The following is a 19,405-nucleotide window of genomic DNA, read 5'->3' as shown; positions in this document are numbered from 1 at the left end:
TCAGCTTGTCAGGCCGAGCACGTCCCGCATCGAATAGAGGCCCGGCTTGCGGCCGCGCGCCCACAGGGCTGCCTTGACCGCGCCGCGGGCAAAGATCGCCCGGTCCTCGGCATGATGGGCAAGCGTGATGCGCTCGCCGGTACCGGCCAGCACCACACTGTGGTCGCCGACCACCGAGCCGCCGCGCAAGCTGGCGAAACCGATCGAGCCTGCCTTGCGCACGCCGGTATGGCCGTCGCGCACGCGAACATCGTTGCCGGCAAGTGCTACGCCGCGCCCGGCAGCGGCGGCCTCGCCGAGCAGCAGCGCCGTGCCCGACGGAGCATCGACCTTGTGCCGGTGGTGCATTTCCAGGATCTCGATGTCGAAATCGTCGGCATCGAGCGCGCGCGCCGCCTGCTCAACCAGCACCGCCAGCAGATTGACGCCGAGGCTCATATTGCCTGACTTGACCACCGTCGCGTGCCGCGCCGCCGCCGCGATCCTGGCATTGTCTTCAGCCGAGCAGCCGGTGGTGCCGATGATATGGACGATGCGCGCCTGCGCCGCATAGCCGGCGAATTCGACGGTCGCTGCCGGCGTGGTGAAATCGAGCACGCCGTCGGCCTTGGCGAAGGCCGGCAGCGGATCGTCGCCGATCGCCACGCCGAGCCTGCCGACGCCGGCCAGCTCGCCGGCATCCTTGCCGAGATGTGGCGAACCGGCCGGCGCGATGGCGCCGGCGACACGCGCGCCCGGTATCGTGTGGATGGCGCGGATCAGCGCCTGGCCCATGCGGCCAGCCGCGCCCACCACCACCAGGCCCATTTCACTCACGGTCGGCGTGTCGCTCATGAATGTCTCCCGACCGCCTTTTTCGCGTGATCATTTTGCGCCGCAGTCTGGATTGGCTTGGCGTCATCGACAAGCCCCAGCCCTTTCCTGCCTTGCACCCGATGGAACCGGGCATAGACGCTGTGCGGGTCGGCCATCAGCGAGGCATGCGTGCCCTGTTCGACCAGCCGGCCCTGCTCCAGCACGATGATATGGTCGGCATTGACCACCGTCGACAGCCGGTGCGCGATGACAATGGTGGTGCGCCCTTCCATGACATGGGTCAGCGCTTCCTGGACGCGGGCCTCGGCCTCGTTGTCGAGCGCCGAGGTCGCTTCGTCGAGCAGCAGGATCGGCGCCTGCCGAACGATGGCGCGTGCAATCGATACGCGCTGGCGCTGGCCGCCCGACAGCGTCACGCCATTCTCGCCGACCGGCGTGTCGTAGCCTTGCGGCTGCTGGCGAATGAAATCGTGTGCCGCGGCCTGTTGGGCGGCGCGTTCAATCTCTGCGTCGGTGGCGCTCAGCCTGCCGTAGCGGATGTTGTCGCGGATGGTGCCTTCTAACAGATAGGGCTGCTGCGATACATAGGCGATCGAGCCGCGCAGCGAATGCTTGGTGACCTTTGAAATGTCCTGGCCGTCGATTTCGATCCTGCCCGACTCGACATCGTAGAAGCGCTGCAGCAGCGCAACCAGCGTCGTCTTGCCGGCGCCCGAGGCTCCGACGATGGCGGTCACCTTGCCGGCGGCGGCGACAAAGGTCAGATCGTGCAGGACCGGCGCCTCTTCGACATAGCGGAAGGACACGTTGTTGAAGCGCACTTCGCCAGAGGTGAATTTCGCCTCGGCGGCTGCCGGCACGTCACCTTGCTGCGGCTCGAGGTCGAGAAGCTCGTAGATCATGCGCGCATTGACCAGCGACTTTTCCATGCCAACCTGCATACGCGCCAGCCGCCTGGCCGGATCATAGGCAAGCAGCAGGGCGGTGATGAAGGCAAACACCGCGCCCGGCGGCTGGCCGCCGACGGTCGCCCGGTAGCCGGAATAGGCGATGACGCCGGCGACGGCGAAGCCGGCCAGCATTTCGGAGATAGGCGTCAGCCGTTCCGAGACGCGGGCGATCTTGTTTGCCCGCTGCTCGGCGCCCGCGACGAGGCCGCCGATGCGGCGCGACAGCTCGTCTTCCAGGGTGAAGGCCTTGACGATAGCGATGCCTTGCGTCGCTTCCTGCATGGCGCCGATCAGCCGCGAGTTGATCTGCACCGATTCACGGGTGATGCGACGCACCCGGCGCATCAGATAGGTGACACTGTAGATCAAGGGCGGGCCGATCAGCAGCGACATCGCCGAGAGCATCGGGTCCTGCCAGATCATGACGCCGACTAGCGCGACAAGCGATACCGCATCGCGCGCCAGCGATGTCAGCGTCATCGACAGGAGATCGCGGATGCCGTTGACGTTCTCGTTGATCTGCGCGGCGAGCCGGCCCGAGCGGGTGTCATTGAAGAAGCCGACGCCGAGCTTCATCAGATGGTCGAAGATGCGGCGTTGATAGCGCGCCACCAGATTGTTGCCGATTTTGGCCAGCGTCACTGCCTGGCCGTAGCTGGCCAGGCCGCGCAGCATAAAGGCGGCCAGGATCGACACGCTGATCAGCGCGATAAGATCGCCGCGCCGTTGGTAGAAGATCTGATCGATGACATCCTTCATGATCCAGGCTGTGAAGGCGGTCGTCGCCGCGATCGTCACCAGGCACAGCACGGCAAGAGCATAGTACCAGCGATAATCGCGGCTGTTCTCGGCGATGATGCGGCGGATCACCGCCACGATCTCGCTGGGACGGACTTTCCCTTTGGTTGGTGCTGGAATTGTCACGTTGGAGCGCTTTGTGGTTTCGGTTTGGCCGGACTGCAATTCGGCAACCTCTTAACGCCCCGATGGCGGCTTGCCTATGGCCGGGGACGGGAAACTTCGTCGCGGCGCAGCTTGTGTCCTAAACCCGCCAGCGCCGCCCCGCCGTCTGCACGCCGAACAGCGACGGATTTCTGGCATAGGCGGCCAGCCCTAAAAGCGCCGCAAGCGGATGGGTGATGACGTAGACCGGCATGCCGCGCATCAGGGCGCTGTGCGGCGCCTTGTCCTCGAAGGCGGCGCGGAAATTGCCGGTGCGCAGCGCCGGCAGGATTTTTTGCGCGATGCCGCCGGTGAGAAACACGCCGCCGCGGCTCATGAACACCAGAGCGAGATCGCCGGCGGTGCGCCCTAGGCAAGTGACGAAGATCGACAGCGCCTCTTCGGCCACCGGATCGTTCTTTGCCAGCGCCGCGGCGGTGACCTCGGCAGGCGTTGTAAAGGGCGACGGCTTGCCGTCCGCCTTGGCCACCGCCCGGTAGGCATTGACCAGGCCGCGTCCGGACAGGATCTGTTCGCCGGAGATGCGGCCCTCGAGCTTCTCGATATGCGGAAACACCTGGAAATCGCGCGGTGAGCGCGGGCCGATATCCATATGGCCGCCCTCGCCGGGCACCGGTATCCAGTGATGCAGCGCATAAACCAGCCCGGCGACACCGAGCCCGGTTCCCGGGCCGAGCACCACCCGCCCGGAATTCGGTTCCGGCTCGTCGCCGCCGATCTTTTCCATATGCTCTTCGCCGAGCGCGACGACAGCCAGCGCCTGTGCCTCGAAATCGTTGAGCACCACGACGTCGCTGAGACCGAGACTGGCGAACATCTGTCTCGGCTTGACGATCCATGGGCAATTGGTAAGCGGGATCTCGTCGCTTTCGACAGGACCGGCTACCGCCAGCACAGCTGAATTCGGCCGGACCGACGAGCGGTCGAGCACGGCCGACTGGATCGCCTCGTCAATCGTATTGAAGTTGGCGGTCTGGACGATGGTCGGCTCGCCGGCCTCGGAATTCGCGTCTAGTACGATCGAGAAGCGCGCATTGGTGCCGCCTATATCGCCGATCAGGATCGGAAATCGCAACAGAGTGTCGTCGTCGCTTACGCCTGGCATGCTCTCGTCCGTTCCCGACGCGTATCGCCGTTCTCTCGTTGACTAGCGCATGACCGCAAAAAGGGAAATCGGTTTTCGAAGTGGAGATGCACGGATGCAGACAGCGAACACGCTGCCCGCATCAGTGCCCCGGTCGTGGCCGCGGCAGCGGAATGCCGATCTCGGGCGTCGCCACAAAGGCGTTCGCCGAGGCCGGAAGCGCTGCCGCGCCGGCTGCGACCGTTGGCTGCGGCGCAGGCTCGGCTGCGAGAGCGGGTGCTGTGGCCGCGATCGGCACGCCGTCGCCATAGTAGGTGACTGCTTCCGCCGACGGCGGAGCTGGCGCGTCGAGCACGAACTGGCATTGCCTGGGCAGGTTCGCCATCGTCATCAGGTCGCGTGCCTTCGGCTTGTCCGGGTTCTTGTTGGGGCGCCACGGCTCCTCGGTGAACCACCAGGCCAGCGCCTGGTCGCAGCCATCGCCTGGCGCCGTCGCTTCCTGTGCCTTGCAGTCGGGTGATCCAGCCTGGCAGCCGATGCGAATGTGGAAGTGGTAGTCGTGGCCCCAGAACGGCCTGACCTTGCGCAACCAGCTACGGTCGCCTTTGACCGTGTCGCAGAGCTTCTTCTTGATCCCGGGATTGACCAGGATGCGCTCGACTTCGGGATAGCTCGCGGCGCGCTTCAACAACCGCGTGTGCATCGGCGTCCACAGCCCGTCCTTCACCAAATGGGTCTTTTCATCGACCATCAAGGTAGCGCTGATGTTTTCGCGCTCTTCGGCCGAGAGCTTACGGTCGGGCATCGGCGTCAGCCAGATGTCGGCGTCGAGGCCGATCTGGTGCGAGGCATGGCCGGTCAGCATCGGACCGCCGCGCGGTTGCGAGATGTCGCCGATCAGCAAGCCCGGCCAGCCGTCGGCAGCGGCATCGCGCGACAGTTTCTCGATCAGCGCGATCATTGCCGGATGGCCCCAGCGGCGATTGCGCGACGGTCGCATCACCTCCCAGTGCCGGCCGTCCATGGGTAGGGCGACGCCGCCGGAAAAACAGCCTTTGGAATAAAAGCCGATCGATTGCGCTGCTGCGAGTGCCGGCAGCTTTTTGGCGCCGAACAGGTCCTTTGCCCGTTGCTCGGCGCTCCCTGGCTGCGTTGCAAGCACCGCCAAGCCGGCGATGGCCAGTACTGCCGTCAGCAGCAGCGTTTTGCCCGGCAAGGCTCGCGCTAACGTCTTCCCCAAGCTGGACCCCTCCGCGATTTGAACCGCATCATACCATAGCCCGCGCAACGTATCGATCATGACCGTTTCATCGGGCTGCGCGCCTCGCCGTCGCGCCAGTCGCCGCTCGCCCACATGGCATCGAGCGCCGAGCGATAGTCGGGAAAGCGAAAGCCATAACCGGCCGCCTTGATTGCCGCGTTGGCGACACGCTTGTTCTCGCTGTAGAAAGACCGCGCCATGGGCGAAAGTTGGGCGGTCTCGAACGGAATTTCGGGCGGCGGCTCGATGCCCATCAATTGGGCGGCATAGGCGACGACGTCCTGCGGCGGCGCCGGCAGGTCGTCGGTGACGTTGAAGATGCCGCCGCGATTGCCCTCGGCGAGATGCCAGAGCGCACCGGCAATATCGTCGCAATGGATGCGGTTGAACACCTGGCCCGGCTTGACCAGCCGCCGCGCAGTGCCGTTTTCCAGGTTGACCAGGGCGTTGCGGCCCGGCCCGTAAATGCCGGAAAGCCGCAGGATCGCCACCGGCCGGTGGATGTCATGGCCCAATTGCAGCCAATCCTGCTCGGCTGCGACACGCATCACCGACCGCTTCGACAACGGCCGGCATTCGGCGGCCTCGTCCACCCAATTGCCGCCACGGTCGCCATAGACGCCGACGGTGGAGAGATAGGCGATCCATTCGAGCTCCGGCATGTTGGCCGCGATCTCCTCGCGTGCCGCGCCCAGCATCGGGTCGCCGGCCTCGTCCGGCGCGACCGAGACGACGAGATGGGTTGTCTTCCCAACGGCATCGCCGATTTCGGAGGTCAGCGTGCCATCGAAACGCAGCGGCACGATACCGGCTTGCCGCAGCGCCGGGAATTTTTCCAGCGACCGTGTTGTACCGAAGATCGTTGTGTCGGCATCCCTGTTGGCGCGGGCGAAGGCCCTGCCCGAATAACCGGCGCCGAAGATGAAAATCTGCTTTTTTGTCATGTATGCGCCTCGATCGGCTTTGGCAGGGCCAGAAGCCATTCGCCTCTCACCGCCTCGTCATGTTCTGCTTGCAAAGCGGCTGCGGCACGTTCGGCGAACTCCCGACCCGGCACCAGCCGCGACAGCGCCCATACCGCAGCTCCGCGAACCAGGGGCGAGGCGTCGTCGAGCAGCGCGCGAACGGCGCCGGCCAGCGACAAGTCCTGGGAATTGCCGGCCGCTATCAGCACGTTGCGGATAAAACGGGCGCGGCCGATGCGCTTGATCGGCGAGCCCGAAAAAAGCACGCGGAAGGCAGTGTCGTCGAGGCGCAGCAGCTCGGCGAGCGGCGGTTCGCGCAAGTCCGCGCGGGCGGCAAGCTTTGCCTCCGAAGCGGCTTGGGCGAACTTGTTCCACGGGCACGCGGCCAGGCAGTCGTCGCAGCCATAGATGCGATTGCCGATCTTTTCCCGGAACTCATGCGGGATCGGTCCTTTGTTCTCGATGGTGAGGTATGAAATGCAGCGCCGCGCATCGAGCCGGTAAGGCGCCGGAAAGGCGTCCGTCGGGCAGGCGTCGAGGCAGGCCCGGCAGGAGCCGCAATGATCGTTCTCAGGCGCGTCCGGCACCAGCTCGGCCGTCGTGAAGATGGTGCCGAGGAACAGCCAGGAGCCATGCGCGCGGCTGACTAGGTTGGTGTGCTTGCCTTGCCAGCCGAGGCCGGCCGCCTCGGCCAGCGGCTTTTCCATCACCGGCGCGGTGTCGACAAACACTTTCACGTCCCCGCCGGCGCGCGCCACGATCTTGCCGGCGATCTCCTTCAGCCGGCCTTTCATCACGTCATGATAGTCGCGGTTCTGCGCATAGGCCGAGATCGCGCCGCGGTCGCGCTTTGCCAGGATGTCGCGTGGGTCGTGGTCGGGGCCGTAATTCATCGCCAGCACGATGATCGAGCGGACCTCTGGCCAAAGCGTCGTCGGTTTGCCTCGCCGCTCGAGCGTTTCGGCAATCCAGCCCATCGAGCCGTGAAAGCCGTCGGCAACGAATTCGGCCAGCCGTTCCGGCGCCTGCGGAATCGCATCGGGCGTGGTGACGGCAACGGCGTCGAAGCCGGCATTCCGCGCCTCGCGGTCGATCAGCGCGCGCAGCTTTGCCGTATCAGAAATCGAGGTCCGCATAATGTGACACCGGCGACAGGCCGCGCACCCGGTCGGACAGAAGCGGCCGGAACGAAGGCCGTGATTTCACCCTTGTATACCATTCGCGCGCGGCGCTGTGTTCGCGCCAGTCGATCTCGCCGAGATAATCGAGCACCGACAGTGCTGCCGCCGCCGCGAGATCGGCATAGGTGACCTTGTTGCCGGCCAGCCAATGACGGGTGCCGGCCAGCCAGTTGGTGTATTTCATGTGCTGGCGGATATTGGCGCGGGCGGCGCGGATCGCCGCCGAATCGGGCGAGCCGCCGCCTGCCGTTTCCGGCATGACCGGCTTCAGGACGCGCTCGCGCACCAGATGCCGGGTAACCTCGCTTTCCGCCTTGTTGAGGTACCAGTCGGTCAGCCGGCGGATTTCGGCGCGCTCCATTGGATCCTCCGCGAACAGCCGCTTGTCGCGCTTGAGTACGCCGCGCGTCTCGTCGAGATATTCGGCGATGACCATCGCGCCGACGATCGGCACGTCGCCCTCGGCAAGCAGGATCGGCAGCGTGCCGGCCGGGTTCAGTGCCAGGAACTCCTTGCGCCGCGTCCACGGCTTCTCTTCGATCAGCGCCAGTTCCTCGCCATACTCGCCAAAGGCAAGGCGGACGAAGCGGCAGCTGGCGAACATCGGATGGTGGAAAAGCGTCAGCATGGTCCCGCGATAATAGAGCGCACTGGCAAATCGCCGGCTGCGCCGGTAAGTCTTGGCCGCCCGATTCAGCGGGCTGTCAGGGTGCTGCGTCCTATAGGGGGAGTTCCGCGCCGTGACAAGCAAGCCCTTTTCTCACGCCCTCACTCCAACGCCGAGGTTGCCATGGAAAGCCAGACCGTCGTCGAAGCGCTGCTGCTCGGCATGCTCGAGGGCCTGACCGAGTTTATTCCGGTGTCTTCAACCGGTCATATCCTGCTTGCCGGCCATTTCCTCGGCTTTCATTCGACCGGCAAGGCCTTCGAGATCCTGATCCAGCTCGGCGCCATATTGGCGATTCTCAGCGTCTATTTCCGCCGTCTCTGGAAGATGCTGCTCGAGCTGCCCTACGATCGGCTGACGCGGCATTTCGTCCTTGGCATCCTCATCGCATTCCTGCCGGCGGCCATTATCGGCGCGCTGGCGCACGATTTCATCAAGACGGTGCTGTTCGAATCGCCGCGGCTGATCTGCATCATGCTGATCATCGGCGGTGTCATCCTGCTGCTGGTCGATCGCATGAAGCCGAAGCCCTATTACCACGATGTCGAGCGGTTTCCGACCAGGCTTTATCTGCAGATCGGGCTGTTTCAGTGCCTGTCGCTGATCCCCGGCACGTCGCGCTCGGGTTCGACCATCGTCGGCGCGCTGCTGCTCGGCGTCGACAAACGGGCGGCGGCGGAATTCTCCTTCTTCCTTGCCATCCCGACGATGGTCGGCGCCTTCGCCTTCGACCTGTTCAAGAACCGCAATGTGCTGAGCAGCGCCGACCTGCCCATCATCGCCGTCGGTTTCGTCGCCGCCTTCGTCACCGCGCTAATCGTCGTGCGCTTCCTGCTCGACTACGTCTCGCGCCACGGCTATGCGCTGTTCGGCTGGTGGCGTCTGGTCGTCGGCATCGTTGGCCTGGCGGGGCTGGCCATCTGGGGATGAGCCGGCGCAGCTATAAGACTGAGATTGGCGGTGATTCTAAGCCCCTGTCGGAACGCAATCGATGCGGCACGACAGGAGCCCCGGATTGGGGCCTGCCTAGTTCGCTGGCTGGAACTGGATTTCCCCCTTGTTCAAGAAGCAAGTCTTGTCAAACAGCTGCAAATCCAGAGGGTTCGGTAACCGGACATCTCGAATATCCGGGCACGGCTTCTTCAATGGATCATATGATCGATCGATCTGAGAAATAAAGACGATGATCAGCCCTCGATCCCGCGCAAATACCCTCAGCGCGCGGACCTGCACGGCCAATTCGGGATTTTTGCGCTTCTGGTCGAGCAATTGCAGATAGTCTACGACCATCAGGGTGCCGCGAGGCGCTGACGCGGACGTGTTGACGATGTAATCGGCACTTATGGCGTCGGAGCAGTCGAATTCGAACAGCCTATCGAACTGCGCGTACTCCGCCCCGATTGCTTCGAAGCGCTCAACAACGTCTTTTTTGGTGTATTCCAGCGTGAAGAACATGGCTCGATTGCCGGATTTCATGGCCTCCACGGCGAGTTCGAGGCTCATTAGGGTTTTGCCTTGCCCCGGCCGCGCGCCGAGTAGCACCAGGTCACCGGGCTTCAATCGCGCAATCAGCTTGCCGGCCGGCCTTGCAGCGGACAGTTTCGCGGCAAGGAGGCTCCAATCATTGTAGCCTTCCTGAAGGGCTATGCGGTTAAGCGCTTCATGAAGTGGGATTTTTTCTTCGCGGGATAAGAGCCTGGCCTTGCGCTTCAGATGGTAAATTGGCGCCGACAGCTTCATTCCAACCTCCTATTGCGAGCAGTTTTGGCAATCCCTCCTTATGCTTGGTGCTCGAACAGTCGGTTTGATGACTAGGTAGCCCCGTATGAATTATACTTTCCCGAGCGGAGGGAGGAGGCGTGGGCCGCACCCGAATCGGAAGATAGCGCAATCCCAGCCGGAACTCTATTCTTGCCCGAAGCCGAGCCATACGATCTTGTGGACGTATGGTTGGCAGGGGGAATGCGTGAGCGAAGTTCTTGACGCCCTCGTTATTGGCGCCGGTCCGGCGGGACTCGGCGTCAGCTACTTCTTGAAACGGCAGGGCCGCGACCACCGTGTACTCGATCGAGGCCGGATTGGCGAAACGTGGCGAACGCAGCGGTGGAACTCGTTTCGACTGAATTCGCCGACCATTCGCTCCATCTTACCCGGTGATTCCTACGAGGGGTCCGAGCCGTGGGGCGCGATAACCCACCACGAATTTGTCGCGTATCTCGAAGGCTATGCCGAGCGGCACCGCCTGCCGGTAAGCACCCAAACTCCGGCGCAAGAGCTGACGAGAGACGACGGGATCTTTCGCATCACCACGACGGACGGGGCATTTCTGGCGCGCAATGTGGTGATCGCCACCGGCGACCAGAATCGGCAGGTCCGGCCAGCAGGGTCGGCGGATTTGCCAACCGCAATTCGCCAAGTCGATTCCTCGGCTTATCGCAACCCGGCCGAGTTCGAGAGTGGCGCGGTGCTGGTGGTCGGCAGCGGTCAGTCGGGCGGCCAGATCGCCGAGGATCTGGCGCTGTCCGGACGTGCGGTCTTTTTGGCGACCAGCCGCAACGGCCGTTGGGTGCGGCGCTACCGCGGGGGCAACATACTTAAATGGCTGACGCTGTCCGGTTTTCTCGACGTTCCGCGCAAGGAACTCGTCCTCCCCTCCGGCAAGCTGCAGGCCCGCGCGCTGGTCGGCGCGACCCATACGATCAGCCTGCAATCGCTGAGTGCACAGGGCGTGGTGCTGCTCGGCCGCTTTAGGGGTGTGGAGAACGCCAACCTCGTCTTCGGCGACGAGCTCGACGACCATATGCGATTTGCCGACGAGGTCTCCGCGAATGCCAAGCGCCTGGTTGACGAGTACATCGAGCGCGCCGGCCTCGATGCGCCACTGGCCGAGGATGATCCAGCCGAGACGATTGAACCGCGCTTGCCCGATCCTCCGATCCGCTCCCTCGACTGGACGGCGAGCGGCATCAGATCAGTGATCTGGTGCACGGGCTTCACTGGCGATTTCTCATGGGTTCGGCTTCCCGGCGCGCTCGATGCCGCCGGCCAGCCCGTCCACGAGGATGGCGTCGGCGTTGTTCCAGGTCTCTTTTTCGCCGGCCTCGATTTCGGATCGACGCGGAAGTCGGGGACCATACCGGCCATTCCAGAGGAGGCGGCCGCCGTCGTGGAGCGACTCGTCCAAGCGGGAGCCGACTTGCCACGGAACGACGTCTAAACGAGCCGTCGAACGCGGGTTCTTGAACGTGCAAGAACATGACAGCTCTGGCGCGATCAAGACGACGCACGCTGCCTTTTGTCGAAGCGCACCGACAATTTTCCGTAGTCCGATTGGTGCGACAGCCAGAAATCGCCGGCACCTTCGATACGGCGCTCCGATTCGTGGCCGACTGCATCCATTGCCTCCATCAACGTGCGGCGGCCTTGACCTCGGCGTCTTGACCTCGGCTGGTCGTCGTCGTGCTGACAGCACTGGCAATATGGGGTGAGCCGGCGCAGTCGTTCGGAATGGTCGACCCGGAGACGCCAAAGGAGGTGCATCAAGGCGCGCGATCGGTCAGCGCGTTCGCACCTTCCTCCGCGGCGCAATGTGCGCAGCAGTAGATGATGTCATCCTGTTCGACGCCATGTCCGATGATCCGGCATCCGCAATGCGGACATATCGGAGCAAGTTTCTGGACCGCGCATTCGAAGCTGTCGAACGTGTAGGTCTCCTCGGCCATCGTCACTTTGAAAGCCTTGTCGTAGTCATTCCCGCATTGATCGCATCTGGCCATAGTTCGTTTCCTTCTTTCACGGCTTCAAGCTCGACCAACCTGTCGCGCGGCGATAGGTTCCCGCCAGGATCAGGGGGCCGTCCTAAGGCGGAGACGAGCGCGAGCCTACGCCACGGCGCTGTTCGATCGCACGGATCACCTCGTCGATATCCCGCGGCTCGATGTCGAGTTCCTTCAGGCCAGGCGCGTCGATTGCTGCCACATTGTCCTGACGCATAAGATCGATCTGGTTGCGCGTTATGGGGGCAGCCGGGAGGAGTTCCGCGACGCCAGCCAAGGCGTTCCATACCGCAAACGGCACCGGCATCAGCTTGACGTGCGTATCGAGCTGTCGGGCGATCTCCCGAAGCAGTTCCTTATAGGTATAGATGCGCGGGCCACCGAATTCGAATATGGATGAACCCGTGTGGGTTCGCCCGTCGATCAGCCGGCTCACTGCTTCGGCGACGTCCGCCACATGGACCGGCTGAAGCCGTGTGCCACCATCGCCGAACAGCGGATAGACCGGCAGGAGGCGTATCATCCTCACAATGGTCGTGAGGAAAGCGTCGTCAGGTCCTGTCATGACGGCGGGACGCACAATGAAAGCGCCGGGAAATGCGCTTTCCACGGCACCTTCTCCGCGCCCACGCGCCCTTATGTAATTCGAATCCGATTGAGGATCGGAGCCGATCCCTGAAATCAGGACGAACTGGTCGATCGCGCGGTCGCGCGACGCGGCAGCGAGATCGGCCGCGGCTTTCACATGCACGCGTTCAAAGGTCTGGACGCCGTGCTCGACGTAAAGACTGACAGCATTCACGACCGCCTGTGATCCGGTAATGGCCGACCCGATCGAGGACGCATCCAATATATCCGCCTCGACTGCCTCGGGCATCCTTGTAATCGAGGAAAAGACCAGGGCCACGCGAGCTGGATGGCGAGATGCAGCGCGCACCGTGAAACCTCTTTCCAGGAGCCGCTTCACGATCCTGCGCCCGAGAAAGCCGGTTCCGCCGAACACGGTGACGATCCGTACCGGGTTGAGATCGTCGGGATCCATTTGCCTCGCCATCCCTTGTCCTCGCATAGCTGCCACGAGGATTGCCCTGGCCGGCATTTGAACCAGCCCGTCGAACATCAGGACGATTGGGGAACAACGCAGGAACGCTTTTGTTCCAGTCAGCGCTGGGCGGATGCTTGACAGATCGGCAAACCATGATCTGAACCGCAGGCGCAGCAAAACGGCCCCACTTCGGGAATAGCCTAGTTCCGCCCGTAGAAAACGTTCTCGACATGCACCGGCCAGCGCCACGGCAGCACCGCCACCATGTCGAAGCGCACCGATAATTTTCCGTAGTCGGATTGGCGCGACAGCCAGAAATCGGCGGCGCCTTCGATGCGGCGCTCCGATTCACGGCCGACTGCTTCCATTGCCTCCATCAGCGTGCGGCGCGCCTTGACCTCGACGATCAGCACCAGATCGCCGCGCCGCGCGATCAGGTCGATCTCGCCGAACCTGGTGCGGTGGCGGCGGGCCAGAATTCGGTAGCCTTTCAGCATCAGCGCCGCCGCCGCCAGCCATTCGCCGTGATGGCCGCGCCGGTAGGCCTTTTGCCGGCTGGCGCTCGGCCGTTCAGCCATCGCCGTCTCCGCCGGTCCCGTCTCTTCCGGCATTCTTGAGGTCGAGCAGCCGACGATAGAGCGCCTGCTTCTGGCCACCCGTCATCTTGGCGGCTTCCGCCGCTGCCTTGGAGGCCGGCATCTCGGCGGCGAGCGAAAGCAGCAGCCGGTCGATGTCTTCTGGCTCATCAGCGACCGCATCGGCCGGGCCGACGCAGATGACGATTTCACCCTTGGGCGTATCGGCTCCCGCATAATGGCTGGCGAGCGATTGCAGGGTGCCGGTCCGCATCTCCTCGAAAGTCTTGGTCAGCTCGCGGCCGATCGCCGCCTTGCGGGCACCGCCCAGCACCTCGACCATGGCACTGAGCGTCTCGGCCAGCCGGCGCGGCGATTCGAATAAGATCAACGTTGCTGGCGCCGCCTTCAGCGCTTCCAGCCGCGTCAGCCGCTGCCCGGACTTCACCGGCAGGAAGCCGGCAAACAGAAACGCGTCCGAGGGCAGGCCGGATGCCGTCAAGGCGGCAAGTGCTGCTGATGGGCCGGGGATCGGCACGACACGAATGCCACGTTCCAGCGCCTCACCGACCAGCCGGTAGCCGGGGTCGGAGATGAGCGGCGTGCCGGCATCCGAGCTCAGCGCTACGCTTTGGCCGGCCTCGAGCGCCGCGATCAGCTTCGGTCCGGCCTCGCCGGCATTGTGCTCGTGGTAGGCGGTGGTGCGGCGGCGGATGCCGTAGCGGTCGAGCAGCACGCGGCTGACACGTGTGTCCTCGCAAGCGACGATATCGGCGGCGGCGAGCGTTTCCAGCGCGCGCAGCGTGATGTCGGCGAGATTGCCGATAGGCGTCGCCACCAGGTAGAGCGCCGGCTCGAGCGGCCGGGCGGCGATTTCGGTCTGCCCGACCACGTAACTGCGTTTGGTCGATTCGCCGGTCACCTGCACAACTCCGTTCGACCCTGTTTGGCACGGCTCACGCTTGGTTGCAAAAGCCTGGGTTGCAAAGGCCCTGGTTCCAAAAGGGATGCCGACGTGAACCAGCCGCCATGCCTTCGCCATAGTAGGGAACGAAACCGTTGCCGGCGAATTTTACACCTGATCTCGGGAGGAGCAGGATGAACAGCCTGACGATACAGGACGTTTTCGAACCCTACTATGCCGGCCGCAAACGCTTCGCCGCGCCATGCGACAAGAACCTGCCTGCCGAAGCCGCAGATGGCAGAGCCAAGAAGCCGCTTGCACGCCAGCGATCGGCAGAGAGCAAGCCCGCAAACGAAACCGCCCGCACGATGGAGCACTGACCGGACGATGCCCAATCGCTTCGACATTTTCATCACCCGCCTCGAAACAAAAAGCGCCCGCGATGGCGCAGCGTCACATTCCACAGACGACCAGCACCATGCCTCACGCGACAAAAGCGAGATCAAGCCGGCCCGTTCCGGAGAGACCAGCGAAAAAGATCGCGCCAAACACCGCCACAAGCACGAGGCTTGACCACCGCAGACCTTCGCGATTGGTCGAGACAGCTCTCGAAAGCGCGGTTGCGCATGCTCCGCGATGTATCATTCAACCCAGATACTTCGAGACACGCGCCTCCAGCAGGCCCACCAGAGCCGGGTCCATGAATGCATAGTCGTCGGGAATATCGAGGCAGATTACTCGAGCCTTTTTCAGGCTTGTCTTGAATTTCTGCTGCAGTTTGGCGCGGTGCATTTTTTCCATCACGAAGATGATGTCGGCCCAGGCGACGAGTTCATGCGTCAACGGAATGTCGGCATCGTGATTAGTGCCGGCCGAAGCGACCTCGATGTCCCGCCGCTTGGAAAACACCTGCTCCGCCGTCGGGCTGCGCAAGCGATTCTGGCTGCAGATGAAGAGAACGTTCTTCAACGCGCTATCTGGCCAAATCCGCCACGACCGCATCGAGCACGATCATGCCGGCCGGCGTGGCACGCAGGCGGGCATTGCCGATCGGCGTCACCAGGCCTTCGTCCTGCAGCACCGACAGCCGTGCCGTCGACAGGCCGCGCCCTGAAAATGCCTCGTAGCGGGAAAGGTCGATGCCTTCCGCCAGCCTCAGCCCCATCAGCAGGAACTCGTCGGCCTCTTCCGACCGCGTCAGGATCTCGCCGCCGGTAACGCCATGGCCCTTGGCCTCGACCAGATTGGCCCAGGTCTCCGGCATTTTCTCGGCGATCGTCACCACGCGCCGGCCATTTTCGACGAACCGGCCATGCGCGCCGGGACCGACGCCGACATATTCGCCATAACGCCAGTAGGTGAGATTGTGCCGGCTTTCGGCGCCGGGCCTGGCATGATTGGAAATCTCGTAGGCCGGCAGTCCGCGCGCGGCGGTGATCTCCTGTGTCAACGCATAGAGATCGGCGGCAAGCTCATTGTCTGGAATGATGAACTTCCTTGCCGCATGCAGCGCATGGAACGGCGTGCCTTCCTCGATGGTCAGCTGATAGAGCGACAGATGGTCTGCGGCGTGGCCGATCGCCTGCTCGAGCTCCGCCTGCCACGCTTCCGGCGTCTGACCGGGCCGCGCGTAGATCAGGTCGAACGACAGCCGTGGGAATATCTCGCGCGCCAGGCCGATCGCATGCAGGGCCTCATTGACATTGTGCAAACGGCCGAGGAAGCGCAGATCCTTGTCGTGCAGCGCCTGCACGCCAAGCGACACCCGGTTGACGCCGGCCGCGCGATAGCCGCGAAAGCGCTCGGCCTCGACGGAGGAGGGATTGGCCTCCAGTGTCACCTCGATGCCATCAGACACCGTCCAGTTCTTCGCCACTGCATCCAGCACCGCCGCCACGGTCTGCGGTTTCATCAGCGATGGCGTGCCGCCGCCAAGAAAGATACTGGTCACCTCGCGCGGCCCGGTGCGGCCGCGCATCGTCGCCAGCTCGGTCTCGAAGGCGCGGGCAAAACGCTCCTGGTCGACCGGCTGGTGGCGGACATGGCTGTTGAAGTCGCAATACGGGCATTTGGCCGCGCAGAACGGCCAGTGGACGTAGACGCCGAAACCAGGCCTGCGGTCGAGCAGCATGGTCATACGGCGGCCAATCGGGCTTGCGCGAATTTCTGGAAGGCGCGGGCACGGTGCGACAATGCGGTTGGCTGGCCGGGCTTCCAGCCATGCTTGTCCTTCGCGCTCATCTCGCCGAAGGTCTTCTCGAACCCATCGGGCAAGAACACCGGATCGTAGCCGAAGCCGAGCTCGCCGCGCGGCGGCCATACCAGCGTGCCCTCGACCTCACCGCGAAAATATTCCGCCTGGCCATCGGGGAAGGCCAGGCAGATGACCGCGACAAAGCGGCCCTTGCGCTGGGCAGGCGTGATCGCGCCAACTTCTTGCAAGGCCACTTCCGTGCGCTGCATGGCCATGCCGAAGTCGCGGGAGCCGTCCGGCGTCTCAGCCCAGTTGGCGGTGTAGACGCCCGGTGCGCCGTCGAGCGCATCGACACACAGGCCGGAATCGTCCGACAGCGCCGGCAATCCAGTGGCCTTGGCGGCGGCCAAGGCTTTTATGAGGGCGTTCTCCTCGAAAGTGGTGCCGGTCTCGTCCGGTTCCGGCAGGCCGTATTCCTTTGCGGACTTCGCTTCAATGCCGAATGGCGCCATCAGATCGGCGAATTCTCGCAATTTGCCGGCGTTGTGGCTTGCGACGATGATCTTATGCCCATCAAGCGAATGAATAGTTGGCGAATGCATCAGATGCCCCAAATTCGTGGCTCGGCGAATTCGATCGAATTGCCGGAGGGATCGCGAATATAGATCGAGCGGCCGCCTTGCGGCCACTCGAACTCGCTTTCGATGGCGATTTTCTTCGCCTCAAGATGCGCTTTCCAGCGTGGGATTTCATCCGCGCTTGCGGCGAAGCAAAGATGGCCCTGGCCGACCGCGCCATGCGGCGGCACGGGCAGCTTGGCGTCGGCCCGCGGCGGCACTTTGGTGGCCTCGGCATTGAAGATAAGCAGCACGCCGTCGCCGCAGCGGAAGAAGAGATGCCTGCCATCGACCTTACCGAGCAGATCGAGCCCGAGCACGCCCGAATAGAACCGTTCCGCGGCAGCAAGGTCGGTCACGTAGAGTGCTGATTCCAGGATTGCGGAAGGAGTCACAGGATCGCCAATCTCATCAATATTGGACCGCAGCTAAGCCACCGCCATTTGCTGCAAGCTGACCAGGCGCTGAATGCCTTTCTTGGCGAGCCCCATCAGCGCCGCGAACTGCTCTTCCGAGAACGGCTCGCCCTCGGCCGTGCCTTGGATCTCGACGATGCCGCCCTTGCCGGTCATGACGAAATTGGCGTCGGTGCCGGCCGAGGAATCCTCGATGTAGTCGAGGTCGATGACCGGCTGGCCATCATGGATTCCGCAGGAGATTGCCGCAACGTGATCCTTCAGCACCTTGCTCAGGCTCGCCATCTGGCGGGCTTCCATCCAGCGCAGGCAGTCGTAGAGCGCCACCCAGCCGCCGGTGATCGAAGCGGTGCGCGTGCCGCCGTCGGCCTGGATCACGTCGCAGTCGACGGTGATCTGCTGCTCGCCGAGCGCCTGCAGATTGACCACGGCGCGCAGGGAGCGGCCGATCAGCCGCTGGATTTCCAGCGTGCGGCCGCCTTGTTTGCCGGACGAAGCCTCGCGGCGCATGCGCTCGCCGGTCGAACGCGGCAGCATGCCGTATTCCGCCGTCACCCAGCCCTTGCCGGAGTTGCGCATCCAGCCCGGCACCTTTTCCTCCAGGCTGGCCGTACACAGCACATGCGTGTCGCCGAACTTCACCAGGCACGAGCCTTCCGCATGCTTGGAGACGCCGCGCTCGAAGGAGATGGGGCGCATTTCGTCGAATTGGCGTTTGGAAGGGCGCATTCAGGCTTCTTTCTTTCTTCGGAATCTTGGCCGGGGAATCTTGGCCGGCTTGTAGCCGCACGGGGCGTGACGCGCAAAGGAAAATGGACCGGTTGCGCCGACACCGCGGAAGTCTATATCTTCGGGGCGGAGGTTTTGGCTCGAAATGACAAAGGCAGTCGATCCCGGTTTGCAGTCGCACGTGCTCCCGTCGCACGCGCTGCAATCGCCCGCGCTTCAATCGCTCGACATGCGTTCGCGCGACATCTTCCGGCGCATCGTCGATTCCTATTTGAGGGATGGCGAGCCGGTCGGTTCGCGCAGCCTGTCGCGCATCCTGCCGTCGTCGCTGTCGCCGGCCACCATCCGCAACGTGATGAGCGACCTTGAGCATCTCGGCCTGATCTATGCGCCGCACATTTCGGCTGGCCGGCTGCCGACCCAGGCAGGCCTGCGCTTCTTCGTCGATGCTTTCATGGAACTTGGTGACCTCTCCGACGAGGAGCGCCGCACCATCGAGGCCCAGGTGCGCGCCTCCGGCTCGGGCGCAACTCTGGAGCATATGCTGACCGAGGCCAGCCAGATGCTGTCCGGCATGTCGCGCGGCGCCGGCCTCGTGCTCGCCGCCAAGAATGAGGCGGCGCTTAAGCACATCGAATTCATCCAGCTCGAGCCGACCAAGGCGCTGGCCGTGCTGGTCTCGCAGAACGGCGACGTCGAAAATCGCGTCATCGATCTGCCCGCCGGCATCACCATCTCGCAATTGCACGAAGCCTCTAACTTCCTCAACGCCCATATCCGCGGTCGCACCCTGGCCGAGGCGCGGGTCGAGATCGCCCGCATCAAGGAAGAGACCAGGGCGGCCCTCGACACGCTGTCGCAGGATCTGGTCGAGAAGGGCCTGGCGGTCTGGGCAGGCGCTGAAAGCGGCGTGCCTGGGCGGCTTATCGTGCGCGGTCGCGCCAATCTCCTGGAAAACGTCACTGCCCAGGCCGACATAGAATTGCTGCGGCATCTGTTTGAGGATCTGGAGACGCAGGATGGGCTGATCCAGCTTCTCGACCTCGCCGAGGCAGGCCCAGGCGTGCGCATATTCATCGGTTCGGAAAACAAGCTGTTTTCGCTGTCTGGCTCCTCGCTGGTGGTGGCACCCTATCGCGACAAGGACGCGCGTGTCGTCGGTGCGCTCGGCGTCATCGGGCCGACGCGGCTGAATTATGCGCGCATAGTACCGATGGTCGACTATACGGCGCAGCTGATTTCGCGCATGCTGAGCTAGGAGC

The 19,405-nt window shown here is 63.7% G+C and carries 21 protein-coding genes; 4 read left to right on the top strand and 17 right to left on the bottom strand.

The features are described from left to right. From dapB to NKH99_RS08815, 7 genes are all read right to left on the bottom strand, one after another. Positions 1-834, bottom strand: coding sequence for a 4-hydroxy-tetrahydrodipicolinate reductase (gene dapB, locus NKH99_RS08845; protein ID WP_352683980.1), 834 nt, complete (start codon positions 832-834; stop codon positions 1-3). Then, on the bottom strand, positions 831-2,690 hold the full coding sequence (locus tag NKH99_RS08840) for an ABC transporter ATP-binding protein (protein ID WP_353013659.1): 1,860 nt from the start codon (positions 2,688-2,690) through the stop codon (positions 831-833). The genes dapB and NKH99_RS08840 overlap by 4 nt, the downstream gene beginning before the upstream one ends. 118 nt (positions 2,691-2,808) lie before the next feature. Further along, positions 2,809-3,834 carry a glucokinase gene (locus NKH99_RS08835; protein ID WP_352473558.1) on the bottom strand — a complete coding sequence of 342 codons (1,026 nt, stop codon included), beginning with the start codon at positions 3,832-3,834 and terminating at the stop codon, positions 2,809-2,811. 121 nt (positions 3,835-3,955) lie between these two features. Beyond that, positions 3,956-5,053: a penicillin-insensitive murein endopeptidase gene (mepA, locus tag NKH99_RS08830; protein ID WP_502900014.1), complete on the bottom strand. Its 1,098-nt coding sequence runs from the start codon at positions 5,051-5,053 to the stop codon at positions 3,956-3,958. Positions 5,054-5,109: 56 nt separating this feature from the next. After that, the gene (locus NKH99_RS08825) at positions 5,110-6,018 is read right to left on the bottom strand and encodes an SDR family oxidoreductase (protein ID WP_353013655.1); all 909 of its coding nucleotides are present in this window, start codon (positions 6,016-6,018) and stop codon (positions 5,110-5,112) included. Continuing rightward, positions 6,015-7,175, bottom strand: a complete 1,161-nt coding sequence (queG, locus tag NKH99_RS08820; protein WP_353013653.1) for a tRNA epoxyqueuosine(34) reductase QueG — start codon at positions 7,173-7,175, stop codon at positions 6,015-6,017. Before queG ends, NKH99_RS08825 begins: the two co-directional genes overlap by 4 nt. Then, a complete protein-coding gene (locus tag NKH99_RS08815) occupies positions 7,156-7,848 on the bottom strand; it encodes a glutathione S-transferase family protein (RefSeq protein ID WP_352476844.1) in 693 nt (230 codons plus the stop codon). Before NKH99_RS08815 ends, queG begins: the two co-directional genes overlap by 20 nt. 162 nt (positions 7,849-8,010) lie before the next feature. Here NKH99_RS08815 and NKH99_RS08810 point away from each other — a divergent pair, with 162 nt between their 5' ends. Then, entirely contained in the window at positions 8,011-8,817 is an 807-nt protein-coding gene (locus NKH99_RS08810) for an undecaprenyl-diphosphate phosphatase (RefSeq protein WP_352473563.1), read from the top strand. 96 nt (positions 8,818-8,913) lie between these two features. Here NKH99_RS08810 and NKH99_RS08805 read toward each other — a convergent pair whose 3' ends face one another. Further along, positions 8,914-9,627, bottom strand: a complete 714-nt coding sequence (locus NKH99_RS08805; RefSeq protein ID WP_352539782.1) for a DNA helicase — start codon at positions 9,625-9,627, stop codon at positions 8,914-8,916. Positions 9,628-9,823: 196 nt separating this feature from the next. On the opposite strand from NKH99_RS08805, the gene NKH99_RS08800 reads away from it, so the two are divergent. Continuing rightward, positions 9,824-11,104, top strand: coding sequence for a flavin-containing monooxygenase (locus NKH99_RS08800; RefSeq protein WP_353013650.1), 1,281 nt, complete (start codon positions 9,824-9,826; stop codon positions 11,102-11,104). Positions 11,105-11,426: 322 nt separating this feature from the next. Here the strand turns inward: NKH99_RS08800 and NKH99_RS08795 are convergent, their stop codons facing one another. From NKH99_RS08795 to rsmI, 4 genes are all read right to left on the bottom strand, one after another. Beyond that, complete coding sequence (locus tag NKH99_RS08795) at positions 11,427-11,663, bottom strand: metallothionein (protein WP_352926009.1); 237 nt, start codon at positions 11,661-11,663, stop codon at positions 11,427-11,429. 82 nt (positions 11,664-11,745) lie between these two features. Continuing rightward, the gene (locus NKH99_RS08790) at positions 11,746-12,957 is read right to left on the bottom strand and encodes a complex I NDUFA9 subunit family protein (RefSeq protein WP_353013648.1); all 1,212 of its coding nucleotides are present in this window, start codon (positions 12,955-12,957) and stop codon (positions 11,746-11,748) included. Next, positions 12,909-13,286, bottom strand: a complete 378-nt coding sequence (locus NKH99_RS08785; protein WP_352451879.1) for a YraN family protein — start codon at positions 13,284-13,286, stop codon at positions 12,909-12,911. Before NKH99_RS08785 ends, NKH99_RS08790 begins: the two co-directional genes overlap by 49 nt. Beyond that, positions 13,279-14,205 carry a 16S rRNA (cytidine(1402)-2'-O)-methyltransferase gene (gene rsmI, locus NKH99_RS08780; RefSeq protein WP_353013646.1) on the bottom strand — a complete coding sequence of 309 codons (927 nt, stop codon included), beginning with the start codon at positions 14,203-14,205 and terminating at the stop codon, positions 13,279-13,281. Before rsmI ends, NKH99_RS08785 begins: the two co-directional genes overlap by 8 nt. A 176-nt stretch (positions 14,206-14,381) precedes the next feature. Between rsmI and NKH99_RS08775 the strand changes: the two genes are divergently transcribed. After that, the gene (locus tag NKH99_RS08775; RefSeq protein WP_352473567.1) at positions 14,382-14,567 is read left to right on the top strand and encodes a hypothetical protein; all 186 of its coding nucleotides are present in this window, start codon (positions 14,382-14,384) and stop codon (positions 14,565-14,567) included. A gap of 265 nt (positions 14,568-14,832) precedes the next feature. On the opposite strand, the gene NKH99_RS08770 is transcribed toward NKH99_RS08775, so the two are convergent. The 5 genes from NKH99_RS08770 to rph are packed head-to-tail and all read right to left on the bottom strand — an operon-like array spanning position 14,833 to position 18,143. After that, positions 14,833-15,156 (bottom strand): low molecular weight protein tyrosine phosphatase family protein, encoded by a 324-nt coding sequence (locus tag NKH99_RS08770; protein WP_352473568.1) that lies wholly within the window; start codon positions 15,154-15,156, stop codon positions 14,833-14,835. A gap of 4 nt (positions 15,157-15,160) precedes the next feature. Further along, positions 15,161-16,324: a radical SAM family heme chaperone HemW gene (gene hemW, locus NKH99_RS08765; protein ID WP_353013643.1), complete on the bottom strand. Its 1,164-nt coding sequence runs from the start codon at positions 16,322-16,324 to the stop codon at positions 15,161-15,163. Further along, entirely contained in the window at positions 16,321-16,968 is a 648-nt protein-coding gene (gene rdgB, locus NKH99_RS08760; RefSeq protein WP_352614790.1) for an RdgB/HAM1 family non-canonical purine NTP pyrophosphatase, read from the bottom strand. Before rdgB ends, hemW begins: the two co-directional genes overlap by 4 nt. 14 nt (positions 16,969-16,982) lie before the next feature. Next, positions 16,983-17,393 carry a VOC family protein gene (locus NKH99_RS08755; protein ID WP_352473571.1) on the bottom strand — a complete coding sequence of 137 codons (411 nt, stop codon included), beginning with the start codon at positions 17,391-17,393 and terminating at the stop codon, positions 16,983-16,985. A gap of 33 nt (positions 17,394-17,426) precedes the next feature. Beyond that, on the bottom strand, positions 17,427-18,143 hold the full coding sequence (gene rph, locus NKH99_RS08750; protein WP_352473573.1) for a ribonuclease PH: 717 nt from the start codon (positions 18,141-18,143) through the stop codon (positions 17,427-17,429). Positions 18,144-18,288: 145 nt separating this feature from the next. On the opposite strand from rph, the gene hrcA reads away from it, so the two are divergent. After that, on the top strand, positions 18,289-19,401 hold the full coding sequence (gene hrcA / locus NKH99_RS08745; RefSeq protein ID WP_502893799.1) for a heat-inducible transcriptional repressor HrcA: 1,113 nt from the start codon (positions 18,289-18,291) through the stop codon (positions 19,399-19,401). Positions 19,402-19,405 lie beyond the last annotated feature (4 nt).

It is taken from the genome of Mesorhizobium sp. M0854 (assembly GCF_040319815.1).
Lineage (GTDB): Bacteria > Pseudomonadota > Alphaproteobacteria > Rhizobiales > Rhizobiaceae > Mesorhizobium.
The sequence above is the reverse complement of the archived record's forward strand: the minus strand, read 5'-3'. Positions and strand labels throughout refer to the sequence as shown.